The organism is Pseudomonas sp. 5P_3.1_Bac2 (assembly GCF_025465995.1).
Classification (GTDB): Bacteria; Pseudomonadota; Gammaproteobacteria; order Pseudomonadales; family Pseudomonadaceae; genus Aquipseudomonas.
The window spans coordinates 102,502-122,227 of sequence record NZ_JANLNY010000030.1; the positions used below are offsets into that span (position 1 = coordinate 102,502).

Genomic DNA, 19,726 nt, shown 5'->3' on the forward strand with positions numbered 1-19,726 from the left:
GCCGACCTGCGTTGCCCCCATGACGACAAAACACCGACAATAGCGGCCAATTTTTTGCTTAGCTGATGACGGTCCCATGGAAATTAAGGTCAACTTTCTCGACAACCTGCGCCTTGAAGCCAAGTTCGATGACTTCACGGTAATTGCCGACCAACCCATTCGCTACAAGGGTGACGGCTCGGCGCCGGGGCCGTTTGACTACTTCCTGGCCTCGTCGGCGCTGTGCGCGGCGTACTTCGTCAAGCTGTACTGCGACACCCGTAACATCCCCACCGAAAACATCCGCCTGTCGCAGAACAACATCGTCGACCCGGAAAACCGTTACCAGCAAACCTTCAAGATTCAGGTCGAGCTGCCGGCCGATATCAGCGACAAAGACCGTCAGGGCATTCTGCGTTCCATCGAGCGCTGCACCGTGAAGAAGGTGGTGCAAACCGGCCCGGAATTTATCATCGAACAAGTCGCCAACCTCGACGACGATGCCCAGGCCTTGCTGCTGCCAGGCAATAGCGACACGCAGACCTTTATCCTCGGCAAGGACCTGCCGCTGGAGCAAACCATCAGCAATATGTCGGCGATCATTGCCGAGCTGGGGATGAAGATCGAAATCGCCTCGTGGCGCAATATCGTGCCCAACGTCTGGTCCCTGCATATCCGCGATGCCCAGTCGCAGCTGTGTTTTACCAACGGCAAAGGGGCGAGCAAAGACAGCGCGCTGGCCTCGGCTCTGGGCGAATTTATCGAGCGGCTGAACTGCAACTTCTTCTACAACGACCAGTTCTGGGGCGAGGACATCGGCCATGCGCCCTTCGTCCATCATCCCTCCGAGCGCTGGTTCCAGCCTGGCCGGCGTGATGCGCTGCCGAAAGAAATTCTCGATGAGCACTGCCTGGCCATCTACAACCCGGATGGCGAGCTGCACGGCTCGCATTTGTTCGATACCAACTCGGGTAACCCCGAGCGCGGCATTTGCTGCCTGCCGTTTGTGCGTCACAGCGATGGGCAGACGGTGTATTTCCCCTCCAACCTGATCGAAAACCTGTTCCTCAGTAACGGCATGAGCGCCGGCAACACTCTGGCTGAAGCCCAGGTGCAGTGCCTGTCGGAGATTTTCGAGCGGGCGGTGAAGCGCGAGATCCTCGAAGGCGAGCTGGCCCTGCCGGATGTGCCGCAGGAGGTGCTGGCCAAGTACCCGGCCATTCTTGCCGGCATTCAGGGTTTGGAGGAGCAGGGCTTCCCGGTGCTGGTTAAAGACGCCTCCTTGGGCGGCGAATATCCGGTGATGTGCGTAACCTTGATGAACCCGCGCACCGGCGGTGTGTTTGCCTCCTTCGGCGCCCATCCAAGTCAGGAAGTGGCGATCGAGCGCAGCCTCACCGAGCTGCTGCAGGGGCGCAGTTTCGAGGGCCTCAACGACCTGCCGCAGCCGACCTTTGAAAGCCAGGCACTGATGGAGCCGAACAACTTCGTTGAGCACTTTATCGACTCCAGCGGTGTGGTGTCGTGGCGCTTCTTCAGCGCCAAGGCCGACCATGAGTTTGTCGAGTGGGACTTCAGCGCTGCGGGGGAGAACGCTAACGCCGAAGAAGCCGCGACCCTGTTCGGCATCCTCGAAGCCATGGACAAAGAAGTGTATATGGCGGTTTACGATGACTTAGGCGCCACCGCCTGCCGCATCCTGGTGCCGGGTTATTCGGAGATTTATCCGGTCGAGGATTTGATCTGGGATAACACCAACAAAGCGCTGTTCTTCCGCAGCGACATCCTCAATCTGCATAGTTTGGATGATGAGGCGCTGGCCGATCTGCTGAGCCGTCTGGAGGAATCCGAGCAGGACGATTATGGCGATGTCAGCACCCTGATCGGCATCGAGTTCGACGAGAACACGGCCTGGGGCCAACTGACCTTGGTCGAGCTGAAGCTGCTGATTAACCTGGCCCTGAAACGCTATGACGAGGCCAAGGAGCTGGTGGAGATCTTCCTCCAGTACAACGACAACACGGTGGATCGCGGCCTGTTCTATCAAGCCCTTAACGTGGTGCTGGAAGTGCAGTTGGACCGCGAGCTGGACTTGGCCGACTACGAAGTGAACTTGCGCCGCATGTTTGGCAACGCGCGCATGGATGCCGCGATCGGTTCGGTGACCGGCAGCGTGCGCTTCTATGGCCTGACCCCGACCAGCACCAAACTGGAAGGGCTGGATAAGCATCTGCGCCTGATCGACAGCTACAAAAAGCTGCATGCGGCGCGGGCCAAAGCTGCTGGCATTGCCCTTTAAGTCAGTCGCCTTTCACCAAGGGCATTGTTTGCGAGTAAAAAAACGCCCGGTTAATCCCGGGCGTTTTTGTTGGTGGCATGTGGGCGATGCGCGTTTGCTTTTAGTCGCGTGGCTGTGGGCGCCAGGTTTTTAACAACAAGGCATTGCTCACCACGCTGACGCTGCTCAGAGCCATGGCTGCACCGGCCAACATGGGGTTGAGCAAACCGGCGGCGGCCAGGGGAATGCCGATCAGGTTATAGGCGAAGGCCCAGAACAGGTTCTGGCGGATTTTGCCGTAGGTGCGCCGGCTGATTTCCAACGCATCGGCGACCAAACGCGGATCGCCGCGCATCAGGGTAATTCCGGCGGCCTGCATGGCCACATCGGTGCCACTGCCCATGGCGATGCCGACATCGGCGGCGGCCAGTGCGGGAGCATCGTTGATACCGTCGCCAACCATGGCCACCACGTCCTGTTGTTTCAGCTGGCTGATCAGCGCGGCTTTCTCTTCCGGCAGCACTTCGGCATGGGCCACGCGGATGCCCAAGGCCTCGGCCACCGCTTTGACGCTGCCGGGGTTATCGCCGCTGATCAAATGGCTGCTGATGCCGCGCTGATTGAGCGCCGCCACCGCCGCTTTGGCGCCGCTCTTCAGGGTAGCGCCAAAGGCCAATAAGCCCAGCACCCGCGCTTGCGGTTTAAGCTCAAGCAGCCACGACAGCGTCCGGCCCTCGGCCTGCCAGGCGCTGGCTTGCCCGGCCAACGAGCCTTGGCTTAGACCGTGCTGTTCGAGCAAACGCCTGTTGCCCAGGGCCAGCTCGCGGCCCTCTAAGGTGCCGCTAATGCCCAGGCCCACCAGTGCTTGGCTGGCGCTGATTGGCGGCACCATTAGCTGTCGCTCGGCGCAGGCATCGAGCACCGCCTTGGCCAGTGGATGTTCACTGCCGCGTTGCAGGGCGGCGGCTTGTTGCAGCAACTGCGCCGTGTCGCCATCCAGCGCGTGCTGATGGATCAGGCGTGGCGTGCCGGAGGTGAGGGTGCCGGTCTTGTCGAAGGCGACTAAGGTGACGCGATGGGCCAGCTCCAAGGCTTGCGCATCCTTGATCAAAATTCCATGGCGCGCCGCCACTCCGGTGCCCGCCATAATCGCCGTAGGGGTGGCCAAACCGAGGGCGCAGGGACAGGCGATGACCAGCACGGCCACGGCATTGAGCAGGGCGGTCTCCACTCCAGCGCCGAGCCACAGCCACAGGCCCAAGGTGAGCAGGGCGGCGAGCAGCACACAGGGCACAAACACCTGGCTGACCTTATCCACCAGTTTTTCGATGGGGGCCTTGGCCGCTTGCGCGTCTTCGACCAAACGGATAATCCGCGCCAATACCGTCTCGGCACCTAAGGCCGTGGTTTGCACCACTAAGCGGCCTTCGCCATTGATCGCCCCGGCCGTTACACGGTCACCCGGCTGTTTGGCTTGGGGCAGGCTTTCGCCGCTGATCAGGGCTTCATCGGCGTGGCTGTGGCCCTCGTTTACCAGGCCATCCACGGCAAAGCGTGCGCCAGGTTTAACCACAATCAGATCGCCCAGGTGCAGAGCCGCCAGGCTGACCCACTGCTCGACGCCGTCTTGCACACGCAACGCGCCATCGGGGCGCAGCGCTTGCAGGGCGCGGATGGCGCTGGTGGTCTGGCGTTTGGCGCGGCTCTCGAGGTATTTACCGAGGAGGATCAGGCTGATGATCATTGCCGACGCCTCAAAGTACAGATGGGGCATGCCATCAGTGGCCGTTGCCCACTGGTACAGGCTCAGGCCATAGGCGGCGCTGGTGCCGAGCACCACCAACTGATCCATATTGCCGGCGCCACTGCGCAGGGCCTGCCAGGCGGCGCGGTAAAAGCCGGCGGCGAAAAACAGCTGCACCGGCGTGGCCAAGGCAAATTGCAGCCAGGCCGGCAGCATCCAGTGCACGCCAAAGGGCATCAGCAACATGGGCAGCATCAGCGGCACGCTTAAGGCCAGGGCCAGCAGCACCCGCCAACGCTGAGCGCGTAACTCATGGGCGGCGCGCTGCTCGCCAGCATCCACGGCACTGGCGACTTGCGCGCTAAACCCGGCGCGTTGGATCGCTTGTAGCAGGCCCAAGGGATCAGTGCCGCTCAACACTTGCACGCTGGCCTGCTCCGTGGCCAGGTTCACTCGGGCGCTAAGCACGCCAGCTTGCTTGTTGAGCACCCGCTCGATGCGCCCGGCACAGCTGGCGCAGGTCATGCCGCTGATGGCCAGTTGCACGCTGCTGCTGGGCACTTCATAGCCGGCCTGGCTGACGCTGGCGCGTAGTTGTTCCAGGCTGTTGGCTGGCGCTTCGAGATGGGCTTGCTCGGTAGCTAGGTTGACCCGTACCTGGCTGACGCCCTCGACTTTGCGCAGGGCGCGCTCGACCCGTGCGGCACAACTGGCGCAGGTCATGCCGCGAATGGGCAGGGTGAAGGTGCTGACAGTGGGGCTGGACATTGGCAAACCTCGTGGGCAGGTCGAGAGCCTAAGGATCAACCTTGCCACCGGGGTAAGGTCAAGCGGCCACCATGACTTGACCTTGCCCCGGTGGCAAGCTTTAGCCTGAGTATCATCCTAAGCCGCCCTGCGTACTGGGCGGCCCGGTTACAATGGGTTTTTATCTAAGGAGATCGCCATGTCGGGCGCTACTGTTCATCGCTTCCACGTCACTGGCATGACCTGCCAACACTGCGTCAACACCATCACCGAGGCTGTCACCGCGCTGGATGCCCAAGCCAAGGTCAAGGTGCAACTGCAGGGCGGTTCGGTGCAGATCACCAGCACGTTGTCCAGCGACGTGCTGATGGTGGCCATGGTTGAAGCCGGTTACGACGTCGGCTTGGCCTGATCCGGCCGGCACGGCGGGAAATCCTGGCCGCGCCACTCGCGGACCAGGCCGCGAAAGCAACTATCGATCATCGGCGCCACATCGTCTTGCAGCATGAACAGGCTGCGATCGCGAATCCATTCGTGGAACAGGCCGATGATCATGGCGTGAACGGCCCGCGCCGCGATGTGCGGGTTGATCCCCGGATACAGCCGGGCACGCACGCCGGGCTTATCGAACTGCTGCTCGCAGAGTTGAATAAACGCCCTGATAAAGGTTTCCTGACGCTCTTCGGCGGGACGCAGCTCGTCGGTGAACTCACAGCGGCGCAGCAGGATGGTGAAGATGCGCTGCTTTTTCTGATCCTCGATCAGGCTGGTCAGGGCCTCGATACACAGATAGCGCAGGTTCAGCAGCGGGTCTTGCTGCGGGCAGCCGAGCAGGCGCTCAGCCAGCACTTCTGGGGGTAAGCGCACCTGATTGATCATGGCGGTGAACAAGTCGGCCTTGTTGGCAAAATGCCAATAAACCGCTCCCCGAGTGACGCCGGCGTGCCGGGCGATGTGCTCGAGACTGGTGTGGGCCACGCCGCGTTCTAGAAACAGTGCTTCGGCTGCTTCGAGAATGGCGTTGCGGGTTTTTTCGGCGTCAGCCTTGGTTCTGCGCATGCTTGTAAGGAAATTCTGCAGGGTGTCAAGGTGTTAAGTGTAATTGCTTTTGCGCTGGCTGGCTATTTACATACCGGTATGTATGTAAATAGCATGGCAATCTGCCGTCGTTGAGCGGTTCTTTGCCGACGGCTGTAGTCGCTCGTTGCTGGCCAGTTTTGAGATGCGGTGTTTTACTGACTTGTGCTGAATCTGGGGCTGCGCTTGTGGTCTGTTAATGGCACTGCCTTCTGCTCTACCGCCATGGACTCACCCTGGCACCTAAGCTTCTTTCACTGTTCACGGCGCTGGTATTGGCAAAAAAAACGCCGGGCCAGCTAAGCATTTGGAAAATCATGCCCTTACGTCTTTTGTTGATTCTTGGCGCGTTGAGCGCTTTTGGCCCATTGGCCGTCGACTTCTACCTGCCCAGTTTCCCCGCCCTGGCTGAAGCCTTTGGCACTGACGCCGAGCGCGTGCAGTTGTCGCTGGCCGCGTACTTCGTCGGCCTGGCCTTGGGGCAACTGCTCTATGGTCCTTTGGCCGACCGCTTTGGCCGGCGGATTCCACTGCTCGCTGGGGTCGCGCTGTTCTGCTTGGCCTCCTTGGCCTGCGCCGTGGCGCCGAGCCTGGAATGGCTGATTGCCGCGCGCTTTGTTCAAGCCCTGGGCGGTTGCGCGGGCATGGTGGTGTCGCGGGCGGTGGTGCGCGACCTGTGCGATCCGATCCATTCGGCCAAGGTCTTCTCGCAACTGATGCTGGTCATGGGCGTTGCCCCGATCATGGCGCCGGGGCTCGGTGGCTTATTGCTCAGCACCTTGGGCTGGCCGTCGATCTTTATCTGCCTGACGTTATTTAGCTTGGGCTGCTGGCTGGCCATCGCCCGCTGGTTGCCCGAGTCGATGCCGAAGGACATGGCCAAGGTGCCGTTGAATCAGGCGTGGGTTAACTACCGGGGGCTGTTCCGTGATGGCGCCTTTATGGGCTATGCCCTGACCAGCGGCTTTGCCATGGCCGGGATGTTTTCTTATATCGCCGGGTCGCCGTTTATTTTTATCCAGCTCTACGGCGTCGCTCCGGAGCACTATGGGTTGCTGTTCGGCAGCAACGCCCTGGGCTTTATCCTGGTGGCGCAGATCAACGCGCGCCTGGTGGCACGCTTTGGCCCGGATAAGTTACTGAACCGGGTGGTGTGGCTGTATCTGAGCTTTGGTGTGATTCTGCTGCTGGTGGCGCTGGCGCGTTTTCCGGTGCTGTGGCCTTTTTTGCTGCCGCTGTTTTGCTGCATTGCCTGCCTGGGCGTGCTGCTGCCCAATGCGTCGGCCTGTGCCATGGCGGGGCAGGGGCAGCATGCCGGCAGCGCCTCGGCGTTACTGGGCAGTGTGCAGTTTGCGATTGCCGCGAGCATGGCCAGCTTGGTCGGCTTGCTGCATGACGGCACGGCGCGCCCCGTGGCGTTGCTGATCTGCCTGTGCGGCGTGCTGACGGTCAGCTGCAACTACTTCACGCGCTGGGCCGAGGCCCGTCAGCGGCAGGCTGCGGCGGCCTAATTCAGGGCTGCTACTTGGGGCGTGGCGCTGAATTGCAGGGCCAGCCCCGCCAGCCGGGTGAACTCGGTGACCAGAGCGATATCGGCATGACTTGGCCGGGTCGGCTGCGGGTAGTAGATGCCGAAAGTGCCAAGCACCTTGCCGTGATCGTCCTTAAACGGCAGGGACCAGCAGGCGTGTAGTCCGGCGCGGGTGGCCAACTCGGCATAGTGTTGCCAGTTGGGGTGGCTGCTGAGGTCTTCGGCAATCACCAGCTCACCGCTGGCGGCGGCATGGCCACAAGAGCCCACATCGTGCTGCGCCGCAATGCCATCGATGGCCTGGCAGTATTCCAACGGCAAACTTGGCGCGGCCCCGATGCGTAACTGGTTGTGCTCATCGAGGAGCATGATCGACACGCGCATGTGCGGTTGCAACTGCTCCAGGCCCCGGCTGATGCCGGTGAGAATCTCGCCCAGCGGGTGCTTAGCCAGCAATTCATCCAGGACCGCATTACGCGCCTTCTGCAGTTGCTGGGCTTGGTGGCGCTCGTGCACATCGCGCAGGCTGCCATGCAGGGTACGCTCGGGCAGACTGACATTAAGCTGCAACTCGACCCGCCGTACCTGGCCGCTGCGGGTGAGTAACTGGCACTCCAGACGCAGGTTGTTGAGCAGGCCACTGCTCAGTTCTTCCAACTGCTGACGCAGCGGGGTTTGGCCCAGCTCGGGCATAAAGCGCGACAGGTTTTGCCCCAAACTCTCGCTGCTGCTGTAGCCGCTGATTTCGCACCAGGCCGGGTTAAGAAAGCACAGCTGGTTGTGTTCGTCGGTGATAAAAATGGCATCGCCCAGATGCTCCACCAGCGTGCGGTAACGGCTCTCGCTGACCTGCAGGGCGGCATGCATTTTCTTCTGTTCGGTCAGGTCGATATCGATCTGATACAGCTCCAGCTGATCGAAGCTATTGCGCAGGGTCATATGGCTGGAGTGCACCCACACCGGGCCGCCATCTTTACGTTGCAACTGCACTTCGCCGGCGGCCACCGGTGGCCCGTCGAGTTGCCAGAGGTTGGCGGCCACCGCCACTTTGCGCCGCGCTTGCGGTGGCACGATAAGTTCTTCCATGCGCCGGCCCATGGCCTCTTGCACGCTGTAGCCATACAGCTGGGTGCTGGCCTGGTTCCAGAAAATCACCCGGCGTTCGCGGTCGTAGCCCTGCACGGCGATCCGTGGGGTTTGCCCGAATAACTGGCGTAAGCGTTGCTCCGCCTGACGCAGGGCTTGCTCATGGTGCTTTTGCACGCTGATGTCCTGCACGGTGCCGCAAATCCCCCCGGCCTCATTCACCTGGCCACGCAATTGCAACCAAACCTGTGGGGCTTGCTCGTGGGGCGCTTGCAGTTGGACGCAGACGTTCAGCTCGCGTTTTTCTTCGAGCAGGGCCAGCAGGGCGCGCTGCACGTTGCCGCGTTCGCTTGGGTGCAACCAACTGAGCAGTTCGCTTAGGCTCGGTTGCTGTTCCAGGTTCTCGCGACCAAGCAGGCGCAGGGCCGCGGCGCTCCACTGGAAATCTTGCTGGTAGCTCCAACTGCCCTGTTTGCTGTGGGCTTGGCTGAGCTGTAAGTGCTCTTGGCTATTTTGTAACTGCTGCAGCACCTGGCGTCGTTTCTGGCGACCATGGTAGCTGGTGAACAGCAAGAACAAGGCGCTGGCCAGGACAAACAGCAAACCCTTGAGCGTTTGCAATTGCTGGATAAATTCGACGTCGTTGCTCAGCAGGCTTAACACACGGTCGCTGCAGAAAATCCATAACGCACTGAGCAGCACGTACAGGCCGGCTAGGCGCAGGGAACCTTTAAGGTCAGATTGCATGGTGGCTTGGCAAATGGAGTTTGTGGCAATGGGCTATGACATTGACGCAGCTGTCTGACAATGTCCAGAACAGCCTTTTCAGATCACGCGGCTGGCGCGGTGCGGCGCGTCTGACTAGTCTTGCCCGTTGATTGTGTGGCAATCAACCGCAGAGTACCGACCATCATCCGATTCCGAGCATGCTAAAGTTGCGCGCCATGAACCTACGCCGAACCGATCGCCGTCTGCTTGCTGGGTTGCTCTATTGCAGCCTGCTGTTCAGTGCGCTCGCCTGCAGTATCGGCCACGGGCAAATGGCTGCGCTGAAACTCAGTGGCTTGGCTGCGCAGTTCTGCGCCCTCGACGCCAAGGCCGGTGCGCCGCTGGATCTGAGCGCTGGCGACAGCCAGCACCTGCTCGCCGCCGCTGACGGCGGTTGTGTACTCAGCTCGGTGTTCAGTTCAGTGCTGCTCGCCGCGCTGTTCGGGCTGCTCGGCCTGCTGCCGTTATGGCGCGCGCTGCCGCTGCCAGAGCGGTGGCAAGGCTGGCGCGCACCGCGCGATGTATGGCCTTCCGCCAACCCTCGCGCCTCTCCTTGCTTGGCCTAATCAGCCGGGTGGCAGCCTGAGGGTTGCTGCCCAGCCTGCTTGAGCGCCGTGCGCAGATCATCCCTAGTGCCGGCGTTTGATTGAAATACGCAGCCTGTACTGCGTCAGCAATTAGCCATTTATGCCTGTGGGTCAGACCCACGCAGGAGAGCACCGATGTTTAAGCAAATCTTTCTGGCCAGCGCTTTGCTGGTCCCCAGCCTGTTCGCCAGCGCCCATGAATACCAAGCGGGCACTATCCATATCGATCACCCGTGGTCGCGCGAGATGCCGCCGGTAGCACCGACCGCAGCGGCTTATTTCGTCTTGCATAACCAAGGGCAGGAGGCGGATCGTTTGCTGGGTGCCAGCACCCCGGTGGCGCAAAAGGCCGAGATCCATGAACACCAGCATGTCGATGGGCTGATGAAAATGGGTCAGGTGGACAGCGTGGCGATAGCCCCTGGCGCCGAGGTGAAGTTCGCCCCCATGGGTTATCACGTCATGCTGTTCGGCCTTAAACAACAGGCCAAGGCGGGTGAGCGCTTCCCGCTGACCCTGAACTTCGAGAAGGCCGGCAAGGTTGAGGTGCAGGTGGCCGTGCAGAAGGATGAACCTGCCGCGGTGATGCCTGAACACCACCAGCACGCGCAATAACTCAGCGGGCGCCAGCGTGGCCATCATCACGGGTAGATATGGGCCAAATATGCTGCTGCAAAAAACGCCATATAGGGCGCAATCGCCGCACAGGCGCTTGCACCGATAGCGTCACGCAGAGGCTCGACTAGGGTGGACAAGACTGCACAGCGGTCTTGTCCACCGTTTTGGCAGCGCACAATAACGGCTGTAAACGTGCGAGCAATCCATCACCCGAGTGCTCACACCGCTCGACATTATTTACCGCGAAAGACGGCCTGCCATGTAGGGCGCAATCGCCGCACAGGCGCTTGCACCGATAGCATCTCGCAGAGGCCCGGCTAGGGTGGACAACGACCGCACAGCGGTCTTGCCCACCGTTTTGGCCGCGCACAATAACGGCTGTAAACGTGCGAGCAATCCATCCCCCGAGTGCTCCCGCCGCTCGCCATCACTTACCGCGAAAGACCAAGGCCAGCCCGGCCAGGATCGCCAACATGCCGAGCAGGCTTAAGCCCGGCAGGCGGTTATCCAATACCCAGTAATCGAGCAAGGCGGTGACCACCGGCATGAGGTAAAACAAGCTGGTGACGTTGACCAGATTACCGGCGCGGATCAGCCGATACAGCAGAATCTGCGCCAGTACCGAGATCATCAACGCCAGCCACAGCCACGGCACGATAAAGCCCCAACTCCAGTCGACGCTAAAGGGCTTAAACGGCACGAACAGCAGGCACAGCACCAGGCTCACCGCGTACTGCAAGGGCAGAATCTGTTGCGGCGGTTGCTGCAGTTTTTTCTGCAAGATCGCCCCCCAGGTCATCGCCGCCAAAGCCAGCAGCGCACAGCCCATGCCCCACGCCGACAGATGCGCGCTGAGTAAGCCTTGCAGCACCACCAGGCTTAGACCGGCCAAGGCCAGCAACAACCCCAGCAGGCGCAGCAGGGAAAAACGCCGTTCCATGATCACCAGGGTCAGGATCGGCTGCACCCCCAGCACCGTGGCCAGCACGCCGGGGGTTACCCCTTGTTCCAGGGCGAGGAAATAACAGATCGAGTAGGCGCCGATCAGCAGCACGCCGGTAACGGCCACCTGTTGTCGCGTGCCCGCTTGTGGCAACAGTGGCCCAAGCAAGGGTGCGAGCAGTAGCAAGGTGGCTAAGGCCAGGGCAAAGCGCAGGGTGAGAAAGGCAAAGGCCGAGCTGTGGTCGAGCCCCCAGCGCGAAAAAATCGCGCCGCTGCCCCACAGCAAAACAAACAAGCAGGTGCTGGCCAGGCTGGCCCACGTGGAAGTACGCAGAGTCATAGATAAACCTGTAAGTGTCGATGAACGACATCCAGCGAGCAGGAGAGCCTCAGGCAAACCGAACAGGAGCTGGACGTAAGTAACGCGCCGTTAGCCGTGGTTTGGCGGTGGCGGCGAGCCCGGTGGTGGGGCCATCGATACAGGTGGGGAAACACTGAACAGGCACGACAGCGCGGCTGCACTAAAGGCAGGCTGCAAGGTAATGCGGCGGCTGGCGTGGTTGGACATGGAGGCAAACTCTAATGCGCAGTGTCGGGCAACTGTAGTTGGCTTACCTGTGCAGGTCAAACGCCTAGTGCCGGCGTTTAGTGGCCGTGTGGACGGTGTCGATTGCAGGGTAACGCCCATGGTGGATGGATGAAGCGTCATCCCCCCTACGTTCTGATCCACACTATGGGCGCGGGGCATGACGTAAGGTGCAGTCGCCGCACAGGCGCTTGCACCGATAGCTTCACGCAGAGGCTCGGTAGGGTGGATAACGACCGCGTAGCGGTCTTATCCACCGTTATCGGCCAGGCACCCTGGGCTCAGGCCAAGCGTGCATCCAGGCTGTTTTGCGCCAGACGCAGGGCTTGCTCTTTGCTCATCTTGAGGCTGTCGTAAAGCGCGGCGAAGTTCTCTCCGACATAGCCGCCGAAGTACGCCGGGTCGTCGGAGTTGACCGTCACCTTCACGCCGCGCTCAAGCATGTCGAGGATATTGTGCTGGGCCATATCATCGAATACGCACAGCTTGGTGTTGGACAGCGGGCACACGGTCAGCGGGATTTGCTCGTCGATAATGCGCTGCATCAGACGCTCATCTTCAATGGCGCGCACGCCATGGTCGATACGCTGCACTTTGAGTAAATCTAGCGCCTGCCAGATGTACTCGGGCGGGCCTTCTTCACCGGCATGGGCCACCGCCAATAAGCCTTCGCTACGGGCCTTGGCAAACACTCGCTGGAACTTGCTTGGCGGGTGGCCCAGCTCCGAGCTGTCGAGGCCGACGGCGATAAAATCGTCACGAAACGGCATGGCTTCGGCCAGGGTGGCAAAGGCTGCTTCTTCGCTTAAATGGCGCAAAAAGCTCAGGATCAAACCATGGCTGATGCCCAGTTTGCTTTGCCCATCGCGCAGTGCCTGTTTGATCCCGCGCAGCACCACCTCAAAGGCAATGCCACGATCAGTGTGGGTCTGTGGATCAAAGAACGGCTCCACGTGGATCACGTTCTGTTCTTTGCACTTAAGCAGGTAGGCCCAGGTCAGGTCGTAAAAGTCCTGCTCGGTGCGCAGCACATTGGCTCCCTGGTAATACAGGTCGAGGAACTCTTGCAGGTTGTTGAAGGCGTAGGCACTGCGCAGGCTGTCGACGTCCTGCCAGGGCAGGGCGATTTTATTGCGCTCGGCCAAAGCGAACAGCAGCTCAGGCTCCAGCGAGCCCTCCAAATGCAGATGCAGTTCGGCTTTGGGCAAGGCGTTGAGCCAGTCGTACATGGATAGATCTCGTTATCAGGCAGATTCGCCGTAAAGTTTAACCGCTCAGCCAGGATTTATCCGCGCCGCTGGCCGGAAGGCCGCGCTCAGGTCAGGTGTAAATGCGTAAGGCGAAGGGCTCGGGCAGGGCGCGCAGAGGCGTTTACTCAGCGCTGGGGATAAGGCTTAACTGCGCACGGCCACGGCTGATATCGGCAACTAGCTGCGCCAAAGCCGGCTGCTGCTGAGGCGCCACCGCCAGACTCAGTTGAGCACCCTGGCCGTCGTAATCTTCTGCTTCAAGCAGGCAGTCGAACTCGGCTAAACGTGCCTTAAGCAGCGGTAACTCAGCAAACAACAGATGGCACTGATAGGTATCACGAGTAATCAGCAACTGCCGCTGTGCCCCTTGCAGGCACTTGTTGGCGCTGCCGCCATAAGCGCGGGCGAGGCCGCCGGTGCCCAGTTGGATGCCGCCGTACCAGCGGATCACCAGCACCGCCACCTGATCGCAATCTTGCGCCTCTATTGCCGCGAGAATCGGCCGGCCTGCGGTGCCGCCGGGTTCGCCGTCATCGTTAAAACGATATTGCTGACCGATCTTCAACGCCCAGCAGTTGTGGCTGGCGCTGGCATCGCTATGGCTGGCGATAAAGGCCATGGCCGCTTGCGCGCTGGTCACTGGGGCCGCGATGGCGAGGAAGCGGCTTTTGCGGATGTCCTCGCGGTAGTCGCAAGGTCCGAGCAGGGTAAAGGGCATTAGGCCGTAGTGGGCGGCGTCAGACCGCAGCCTCTGAGGATGATGCTGATCAGGTTAGCGGTGGCCTGGTCATAATCAACCTTAGTCAGCCGCGAGCGGCCGGTAACCCGGCAGATTTGCGAGCTGAAGTCGGCGTAATGCTGAGTGCTGCCCCACAGCAAGAAGATCAAATGGGCCGGGTCAACCGGGGCCATTTTGCCGCTGGCAATCCAGCGCTCAAACACCGCGGTGCGACCTTTAAACCAGTCTTGGTAATCCTGACCGAGGACCTTGGCCAGAGTCTCGCCGCCACTGATGACTTCCATCGCGTAAATCCGCGAAGCCTTGGGGTAACGCCGTGAATACTCCATTTTGGCGCGGATAAAATCTGCCAGCGCCTGGGCGGGATCGCTGTCGACGGTGAGGCTGTCGAAGGCGCCGTCCCACAGTTGCAAGATATTCAGCAGCACCGCCTGATACAGCCCCTGCTTACTGCTGAAGTAGTAGTGCAGGTTGGCCTTAGGCAGGCCAACGTTCTGCGCGATGGTGTTCATGCTGGTGCCCTTGAAACCGTGGCGGGCAAACTCTTCCTCGGCGGCCTTGATGATTGCTTCTTGGTTTTTCTGGCGGATACGCCCAGCAGGTTTTTCGGTGCTTGGTGGTACTGAGGCTGCGAGGATCATGGCAAATCTTTAAAGCTCTGATGACGGAATGACTGAACAGATACCGCAGCGCGCAGTGCATATCAAGCCTTTTGATGTCAAAAAGACATCATTGCGTGCTGGCTGTCTCTACAGGGTGGTTAAAACGGGTGCAATCATAGGGCGGCTTGAATCTTTTTGGTGCTTAAACAGTTGCTTACAGCACCAAACTTAGGTTTGGTGCGTTAGCCATTATTGCTCAGTATCAGACCTTAAAGGCGGCAATCAGACCATGCAGGTCACGGGTCATGCCCGCCAGTTCATCACTGATCTGCACCGCGTTGCAGGCTTCAGTGGCGTTGCTATCACTGAGCGCTTTGATCTGCAGCGTGTTTTGCTCCACGCCTTGCACCACCGCCGCTTGTTCCTCGGCGGCCGAAGCTATCTGGATATTGTGATCGATGATCTGCTCCATGCTACCGGTTATCTGCTCGAAGATGTTCGCCGTCAGGGTGATCTGCTCAACGCTCTGTGCTGCGCTCTGGTGACTGTCGTGGATGGTACGCACGGCATTGTTGACCTGCTGGCGCAGGCGCTCAATGGTCTGGTCGATTTCGCCGGTCAGTTGATGGGAGCGAATCGCCAGGCTGCGCACCTCATCCGCTACCACGGCAAAGCCCCGTCCTTGCTCGCCGGCGCGGGCGGCTTCGATAGCCGCGTTAAGCGCCAGCAGGTTGGTTTGCTCGGCCACGCTTTTGATCAGGTCGACCGCTTTGGCGATCTCGTGGCTTTCTTTTTCCACCGAATTAATCGCCGCGATGGAGTTGTCCATTTCGTTAAATAGCTGATTAATCCGCGCCACGGCGCCGTCCACTTGGGTACGCCCCTCGCGGCATTTGTCGCCGGCGGCATTGGCTTTGTCGGCGGTGATGTGGGAGTTCTGGCTGACCTCCTGGACGTTGCTCACCAGCTCGCTCATGGACGTGGCGATCAGCTCCAGTTCACGGGCCTGCTGCTGGATGCTCGACTGGCTGGTGGCGGCAATGCGGCTGACGTTTTGCGCCTTGCCTTGGGTCGATTCGGAGAAGCCGGCAACCTTACTGATCAGGCCGCTCATGCGCCGCTGCATCTCGTTGAAGTCGTCGGCCAGGTCGCCCAGTTCATCGCGGGCCTGGGTTTTGATTGGGTGTTGCAGGTCGCCTTCGGCCATCTTGCGGGTGGCGCCGGTGATGTTATGGATGGCCATGCGCACCGAGAGGAAGAAGCCAACAAACAGGTACACCAGCAACAGCACCACCAACAGCAACACGCTGAGCCAAATCAGCAGCGCGCTGCTGTTGGCGTCGATCCGCGCTTGCAAGCGGCTGCGCGTGTCTTGCAGCAGCACCTGCTCGGCGCGCTGCAAGGTTTCGACTTGTGGCAGCAGACGGTCGTATTGAGCGTGCCATTGATCGACGGCATCAAGATCGAAATAGCCGCTCTGGGTAAAGGTGCTGACCACCTCTTTTTGATAGTAACTGAGGGCTTGCTGCGCGGCCTCGGCCATCAAGCTGCGTGCCTGCGCATTGCCCTTGCCGTCATTGAGGTCGACGTACTGCTGCAAGCTGCCCACTTGATTGAGGATGCTCGAGGTGGAGGTGGCCTCCAGATAACCGTAAGCCGTCAGGTAACCGGTAAAGGTCCGGGTCTGGCTCAGCACGTCGTACAGCGGAATCAGCTTGTTGGTGAGCAGGGCGACGTTGCGGTAAATCTCTGCATCGCTGTCCTGGCTGAGTTTGGCCGTGGCGGCGATCTCATTCATGTTGCCGATCAGGGTGCTGAGCGAGCGACCGTGCTCGATCATCTGCGAGCTAAGGCCCTGCACGCGCAGTTTGTTTTTCTCGGCCTTGAGTCCGGGATCGTTCTCCGGGCTTTGCTGGTCGGCAAAACCCAGGCCGCTCAACTGCTGATTAAGGGCGCGGGCGTCGGCGATAAAGTCTTCGCCATGCTTAGCGATGGCTTGCTGTACGTCCGGCTTGTTGCGGCCGTAACTGATCACGTGCAGGCCGGACAACTCCAAGGATTTGCGATACACCGGCAGGTACTGCTCGATGGCGTCCAGACCATGCATCTCCTGGCGTGATTGTTCGAGCAGGCGATACATATCAGAGAGCTTACTGACGGCTAAACCGCAGTAAGGCAGCATAAAAACCATGAAGATCAGCATGAACTTATGTGCATAACGTGCACGGTTCATTAACTGCAGAACCGGGTTAAAAAAAAGCATCGTTTCTCTCTGTCTTATTGGCGTTATTGGCAGGCAAGCCCAGTGCTAGAGGGCTTGCTGATGAGGGCAGGGCGCTTATGTGCCACACCTGTGTGGCGAATTGCCAGCAAAAAGCTTGCCGCCAGCCAATTGGCGTCATCCACTCGACAGCGATTTTGCCGCGCGAAGCCTTAGCCGGCGCTGGCTAGTTCGGCGAGAAAGCTCTCCAGAACTAAATGCGGCCGGCGCCCTTTGCGGGTCACCGACGCCAGGCTGATGTCATAGAAGCGGCTCTGGGTTTTTAGCGCGCGCAAACGTCCTTCCTGCACCCAAGGTTTGGCGTAGTGGTCGGGCAGGTAGCCGATATAGCGTCCGGTCAAAATCAAAAAGGCCATGCCTTCGCGGTCCGAGGCGCTGGCGGTGCAATTGAGCGCTTGGTAGTGACTCAGCGCCTCGGGCGGCAAGCGGAAGGTCGGCGCGATGGCGTCCTGATCATTCAGGCGCTGGTCATCCAGTTGCTGGTCATCGGCATAAAACAGCGGGTGGCCGACGGCGCAATACAGCAGCGAGCGCTCGTCATACAGGGTTTGGTATTCCAAACCGGACAGCGCGCCGGACTGTGGCACCACGCCGATGTGCAAGCGGCCATCGAGTACGCCTTGCTCCACCTCACTGGGCGCTGTCATGCGGATATGGATCTGCACATCCGGGCCGGATTGCTTGAGCCGCGCCAGGGCGTTGGTGATGCGCATGTGCGGCACCGTTACCAGGTTGTCTGTCAGGCCGATATTCAGCTCACCGCGCAAATGCTGGTGCAGACCATTGACCTCGGTGCGAAAGCTCTCCAGCGCCGCCAGCAGTTGCAGGGTGCTCTGGTACACCTCGCGGCCTTCTTCGGTCAGGGCAAAGCCGGCGCGGCCGCGTTGGCACAGGCGCAAACCGAGGCGCTGTTCCAAGTCACTCATCTGCTGGCTGATGGCCGAGCGGCCAATGCCGAGGGCGCTTTCAGCGGCGGAAAAGCCGCCGCATTCCACCACGGTGCGATACAGCTTGAGCAGGCGGATATCAAAGTCGCTGACTTGCGCCAGAGGGTCGGGGCGGCGGCCATTCATTGTTTAGTGCTCGCTTAACTAAAGATAAGAAGAGTCATGTTTTACTGACTCTAAGCCTCTGGCACCTTTGCCTGCAACTCGGTTCTGTACGAGTCTGTGCTGCGCTGGCAACCCTGAGCCGGCTGGCAGCTGTTCGCACAGAACCTAAAAATAACAGTCAGCCTCGCGAGGTCGCCTCCATGAACATGCCGCAGACCGCTGTGCCGTCCATTACCAGCCAACTGAAGTTGGACGCCCACTGGATGCCGTTCTCCGCTAACCGTCAGTTCAAGCGCGACCCGCGCATGATCGTCGGTGCCGACGGTAACTACTTTATCGACGACAAAGGCCGGCGTATTTTCGACAGCCTGTCGGGGCTGTGGACCTGCGGCGCAGGGCACAACCGCACGGAAATCCAACAAGCGGTGGCCAAGCAACTGAGCACCCTGGATTACGCGCCGGGCTTCCAATACGGCCACCCGCTGTCGTTCCAACTGGCGGAGAAAATCGCCGAGCTGATGCCGGCCGGTCTGGATCACGTGTTCTACACCGACTCCGGCTCCGAGTGCGCCGACACCTCGGTGAAGATGGCCCGCGCTTACTGGCGCCTGAAAGGCCAGCCGAGCAAAACCAAATTTATCGGTCGCGCCCGTGGCTATCACGGCGTCAACATCGCCGGTACTGCGCTGGGCGGCATTGGCGGTAACCGCAAAATGTTCGGCCAGATGATGGACGCCGATCACCTGCCGCACACCCTGCAACCCGGCATGGCCTTCACCAAAGGCATGGCCGAAACCGGCGGCGTGGAGCTGGCTAACGAGCTGCTGAAACTGATCGAACTGCACGACGCCTCCAACATCGCGGCGGTGATCGTCGAGCCTATGTCCGGTTCGGCTGGCGTGCTGGTGCCGCCGGTGGGCTACCTGCAGCGTCTGCGTGAAATCTGTACGCAGCACAGCATCCTGCTGATCTTCGACGAAGTGATCACCGGCTATGGCCGTATGGGCAAGTGGAGCGGCGCGGAATACTTCGGCGTAACCCCAGACATCATGAACACCGCCAAGCAGGTCACCAACGGTGCCATCCCGCTCGGTGCCGTGATCGCCTCCAGCGAGATCTACAACACCTTTATGAATCAGGCCATCCCTGAGCATATGGTCGAGTTCGGTCACGGCTACACCTACTCCGGGCACCCGGTGGCCATGGCCGCTGGCCTGGCGACCCTGGAGCTGCTCAAGCGCGATAACCTGATCGAGCAATCGGCGGCGCTGGCGCCAATATTTGAAGACAAGCTGCACAGCCTTAAGGGCAGCAAGAACGTTATCGACATTCGTAACTGCGGTCTGGCTGGCGCGATCCAAATCGCCCCGCGTGACGGCGACCCGGTGATCCGTCCGTTCGAGGCCGGCATCAAACTGTGGAACGCTGGCTTCTACGTGCGATTCGGTGGCGACACCCTGCAATTCGGGCCAAGCTTCAACACCACGCCTGAGCAGCTCGACACCTTGGTTAACGCCGTCGGTGACGTGCTGGCGGAGCTCGATTAATGACCCAGCGCCCACAAGCAGTGCCGACCGTACAGGTGGATAACGATGAGGTGATCGTCACCGAGTGGCGCTTCGCCCCCGGTGCCGAAACCGGTCATCACCGCCATGGCTATGACTACGTGGTGGTGCCGATGACCAATGGCACCCTGCTGCTGGAAACCCCGGAGGGCGATAAGCGCGCTCCGCTGGTGGCCGGGCAGGCTTACTTCCGCAAGGCCGGGGTATGCCACAACGTGATTAACGACACCGACCATGAAGTGGTCTTTGTCGAAACCGAGATCAAGTAATTTTCCCGGGCTGCGCCAGCGCAGC

At 60.4% G+C, this 19,726-nt stretch carries 16 protein-coding genes and 1 pseudogene; 7 read left to right on the top strand and 10 right to left on the bottom strand.

Going from position 1 to position 19,726, the window contains the following annotated elements:
• Positions 1-76: 76 nt before the first annotated feature.
• Positions 77-2,278 carry an OsmC domain/YcaO domain-containing protein gene (locus NTD81_RS19895; RefSeq protein ID WP_262184472.1) on the top strand — a complete coding sequence of 734 codons (2,202 nt, stop codon included), beginning with the start codon at positions 77-79 and terminating at the stop codon, positions 2,276-2,278.
• Between the two features lie 100 nt (positions 2,279-2,378).
• Here the strand turns inward: NTD81_RS19895 and NTD81_RS19900 are convergent, their stop codons facing one another.
• A complete protein-coding gene (locus NTD81_RS19900) occupies positions 2,379-4,769 on the bottom strand; it encodes a heavy metal translocating P-type ATPase (protein WP_262184474.1) in 2,391 nt (796 codons plus the stop codon).
• A gap of 178 nt (positions 4,770-4,947) precedes the next feature.
• Here NTD81_RS19900 and NTD81_RS19905 point away from each other — a divergent pair, with 178 nt between their 5' ends.
• A complete protein-coding gene (locus NTD81_RS19905; RefSeq protein WP_262184475.1) occupies positions 4,948-5,160 on the top strand; it encodes a heavy-metal-associated domain-containing protein in 213 nt (70 codons plus the stop codon).
• On the opposite strand, the gene NTD81_RS19910 is transcribed toward NTD81_RS19905, so the two are convergent.
• Positions 5,139-5,807 carry a TetR family transcriptional regulator gene (locus tag NTD81_RS19910; RefSeq protein ID WP_262184476.1) on the bottom strand — a complete coding sequence of 223 codons (669 nt, stop codon included), beginning with the start codon at positions 5,805-5,807 and terminating at the stop codon, positions 5,139-5,141. The genes NTD81_RS19905 and NTD81_RS19910 overlap by 22 nt on opposite strands.
• A 335-nt stretch (positions 5,808-6,142) precedes the next feature.
• On the opposite strand from NTD81_RS19910, the gene NTD81_RS19915 reads away from it, so the two are divergent.
• The gene (locus NTD81_RS19915; RefSeq protein WP_262184477.1) at positions 6,143-7,336 is read left to right on the top strand and encodes a Bcr/CflA family multidrug efflux MFS transporter; all 1,194 of its coding nucleotides are present in this window, start codon (positions 6,143-6,145) and stop codon (positions 7,334-7,336) included.
• Here the strand turns inward: NTD81_RS19915 and NTD81_RS19920 are convergent.
• Complete coding sequence (locus tag NTD81_RS19920; RefSeq protein ID WP_262184478.1) at positions 7,333-9,189, bottom strand: PAS domain S-box protein; 1,857 nt, start codon at positions 9,187-9,189, stop codon at positions 7,333-7,335. The two genes, NTD81_RS19915 and NTD81_RS19920, sit on opposite strands and share 4 nt — an antisense overlap.
• Before the next feature lie 197 nt (positions 9,190-9,386).
• Between NTD81_RS19920 and NTD81_RS19925 the strand changes: the two genes are divergently transcribed.
• Positions 9,387-9,776, top strand: a complete 390-nt coding sequence (locus tag NTD81_RS19925) for a DUF2946 family protein (protein WP_262184480.1) — start codon at positions 9,387-9,389, stop codon at positions 9,774-9,776.
• Between the two features lie 156 nt (positions 9,777-9,932).
• Entirely contained in the window at positions 9,933-10,412 is a 480-nt protein-coding gene (locus NTD81_RS19930) for a copper chaperone PCu(A)C (protein WP_262184481.1), read from the top strand.
• 430 nt (positions 10,413-10,842) lie between these two features.
• On the opposite strand, the gene NTD81_RS19935 is transcribed toward NTD81_RS19930, so the two are convergent.
• The 7 genes and pseudogenes from NTD81_RS19935 to NTD81_RS19960 all read right to left on the bottom strand — a co-directional run bounded on the left by NTD81_RS19935 (position 10,843) and on the right by NTD81_RS19960 (position 17,888).
• Entirely contained in the window at positions 10,843-11,697 is an 855-nt protein-coding gene (locus NTD81_RS19935; RefSeq protein WP_262184482.1) for a DMT family transporter, read from the bottom strand.
• A gap of 527 nt (positions 11,698-12,224) precedes the next feature.
• A complete protein-coding gene (locus NTD81_RS19940; RefSeq protein ID WP_262184483.1) occupies positions 12,225-13,172 on the bottom strand; it encodes an adenosine deaminase in 948 nt (315 codons plus the stop codon).
• 142 nt (positions 13,173-13,314) lie between these two features.
• Entirely contained in the window at positions 13,315-13,911 is a 597-nt protein-coding gene (locus tag NTD81_RS19945) for an IMPACT family protein (protein ID WP_262184484.1), read from the bottom strand.
• The gene (locus NTD81_RS19950; RefSeq protein ID WP_262184485.1) at positions 13,911-14,573 is read right to left on the bottom strand and encodes a TetR/AcrR family transcriptional regulator; all 663 of its coding nucleotides are present in this window, start codon (positions 14,571-14,573) and stop codon (positions 13,911-13,913) included. The genes NTD81_RS19945 and NTD81_RS19950 overlap by 1 nt, the downstream gene beginning before the upstream one ends.
• A gap of 223 nt (positions 14,574-14,796) precedes the next feature.
• Positions 14,797-15,660 (bottom strand): methyl-accepting chemotaxis protein, encoded by an 864-nt coding sequence (locus NTD81_RS21530; RefSeq protein ID WP_410017196.1) that lies wholly within the window; start codon positions 15,658-15,660, stop codon positions 14,797-14,799.
• Positions 15,658-16,797, bottom strand: a pseudogene (locus tag NTD81_RS21535) (HAMP domain-containing protein); the annotation flags it as partial. The pseudogene NTD81_RS21535 and the gene NTD81_RS21530, both read right to left, overlap by 3 nt.
• 170 nt (positions 16,798-16,967) lie before the next feature.
• Positions 16,968-17,888 carry a LysR family transcriptional regulator gene (locus NTD81_RS19960; RefSeq protein WP_262184487.1) on the bottom strand — a complete coding sequence of 307 codons (921 nt, stop codon included), beginning with the start codon at positions 17,886-17,888 and terminating at the stop codon, positions 16,968-16,970.
• A gap of 179 nt (positions 17,889-18,067) precedes the next feature.
• On the opposite strand from NTD81_RS19960, the gene NTD81_RS19965 reads away from it, so the two are divergent.
• On the top strand, positions 18,068-19,414 hold the full coding sequence (locus tag NTD81_RS19965) for an aspartate aminotransferase family protein (protein ID WP_262184488.1): 1,347 nt from the start codon (positions 18,068-18,070) through the stop codon (positions 19,412-19,414).
• Positions 19,414-19,701, top strand: a complete 288-nt coding sequence (locus tag NTD81_RS19970) for a cupin domain-containing protein (RefSeq protein WP_262184489.1) — start codon at positions 19,414-19,416, stop codon at positions 19,699-19,701. Before NTD81_RS19965 ends, NTD81_RS19970 begins: the two co-directional genes overlap by 1 nt.
• Positions 19,702-19,726: the final 25 nt, after the last annotated feature.

Bases quoted from the DNA above. Each gene is read 5' to 3' on its own strand.
- NTD81_RS19895 (WP_262184472.1), top strand. From the start codon at position 77: ATGGAAATTAAGGTCAACTTTCTCGACAACCTGCGCCTTGAAGCCAAG.
- NTD81_RS19900 (WP_262184474.1), bottom strand. From the start codon at position 4,769: ATGTCCAGCCCCACTGTCAGCACCTTCACCCTGCCCATTCGCGGCATG.
- NTD81_RS19905 (WP_262184475.1), top strand. From the start codon at position 4,948: ATGTCGGGCGCTACTGTTCATCGCTTCCACGTCACTGGCATGACCTGC.
- NTD81_RS19910 (WP_262184476.1), bottom strand. From the start codon at position 5,807: ATGCGCAGAACCAAGGCTGACGCCGAAAAAACCCGCAACGCCATTCTC.
- NTD81_RS19915 (WP_262184477.1), top strand. From the start codon at position 6,143: ATGCCCTTACGTCTTTTGTTGATTCTTGGCGCGTTGAGCGCTTTTGGC.
- NTD81_RS19920 (WP_262184478.1), bottom strand. From the start codon at position 9,189: ATGCAATCTGACCTTAAAGGTTCCCTGCGCCTAGCCGGCCTGTACGTG.
- NTD81_RS19925 (WP_262184480.1), top strand. From the start codon at position 9,387: ATGAACCTACGCCGAACCGATCGCCGTCTGCTTGCTGGGTTGCTCTAT.
- NTD81_RS19930 (WP_262184481.1), top strand. From the start codon at position 9,933: ATGTTTAAGCAAATCTTTCTGGCCAGCGCTTTGCTGGTCCCCAGCCTG.
- NTD81_RS19935 (WP_262184482.1), bottom strand. From the start codon at position 11,697: ATGACTCTGCGTACTTCCACGTGGGCCAGCCTGGCCAGCACCTGCTTG.
- NTD81_RS19940 (WP_262184483.1), bottom strand. From the start codon at position 13,172: ATGTACGACTGGCTCAACGCCTTGCCCAAAGCCGAACTGCATCTGCAT.
- NTD81_RS19945 (WP_262184484.1), bottom strand. From the start codon at position 13,911: ATGCCCTTTACCCTGCTCGGACCTTGCGACTACCGCGAGGACATCCGC.
- NTD81_RS19950 (WP_262184485.1), bottom strand. From the start codon at position 14,573: ATGATCCTCGCAGCCTCAGTACCACCAAGCACCGAAAAACCTGCTGGG.
- NTD81_RS21530 (WP_410017196.1), bottom strand. From the start codon at position 15,660: ATGCAGCGGCGCATGAGCGGCCTGATCAGTAAGGTTGCCGGCTTCTCC.
- NTD81_RS19960 (WP_262184487.1), bottom strand. From the start codon at position 17,888: ATGAATGGCCGCCGCCCCGACCCTCTGGCGCAAGTCAGCGACTTTGAT.
- NTD81_RS19965 (WP_262184488.1), top strand. From the start codon at position 18,068: ATGAACATGCCGCAGACCGCTGTGCCGTCCATTACCAGCCAACTGAAG.
- NTD81_RS19970 (WP_262184489.1), top strand. From the start codon at position 19,414: ATGACCCAGCGCCCACAAGCAGTGCCGACCGTACAGGTGGATAACGAT.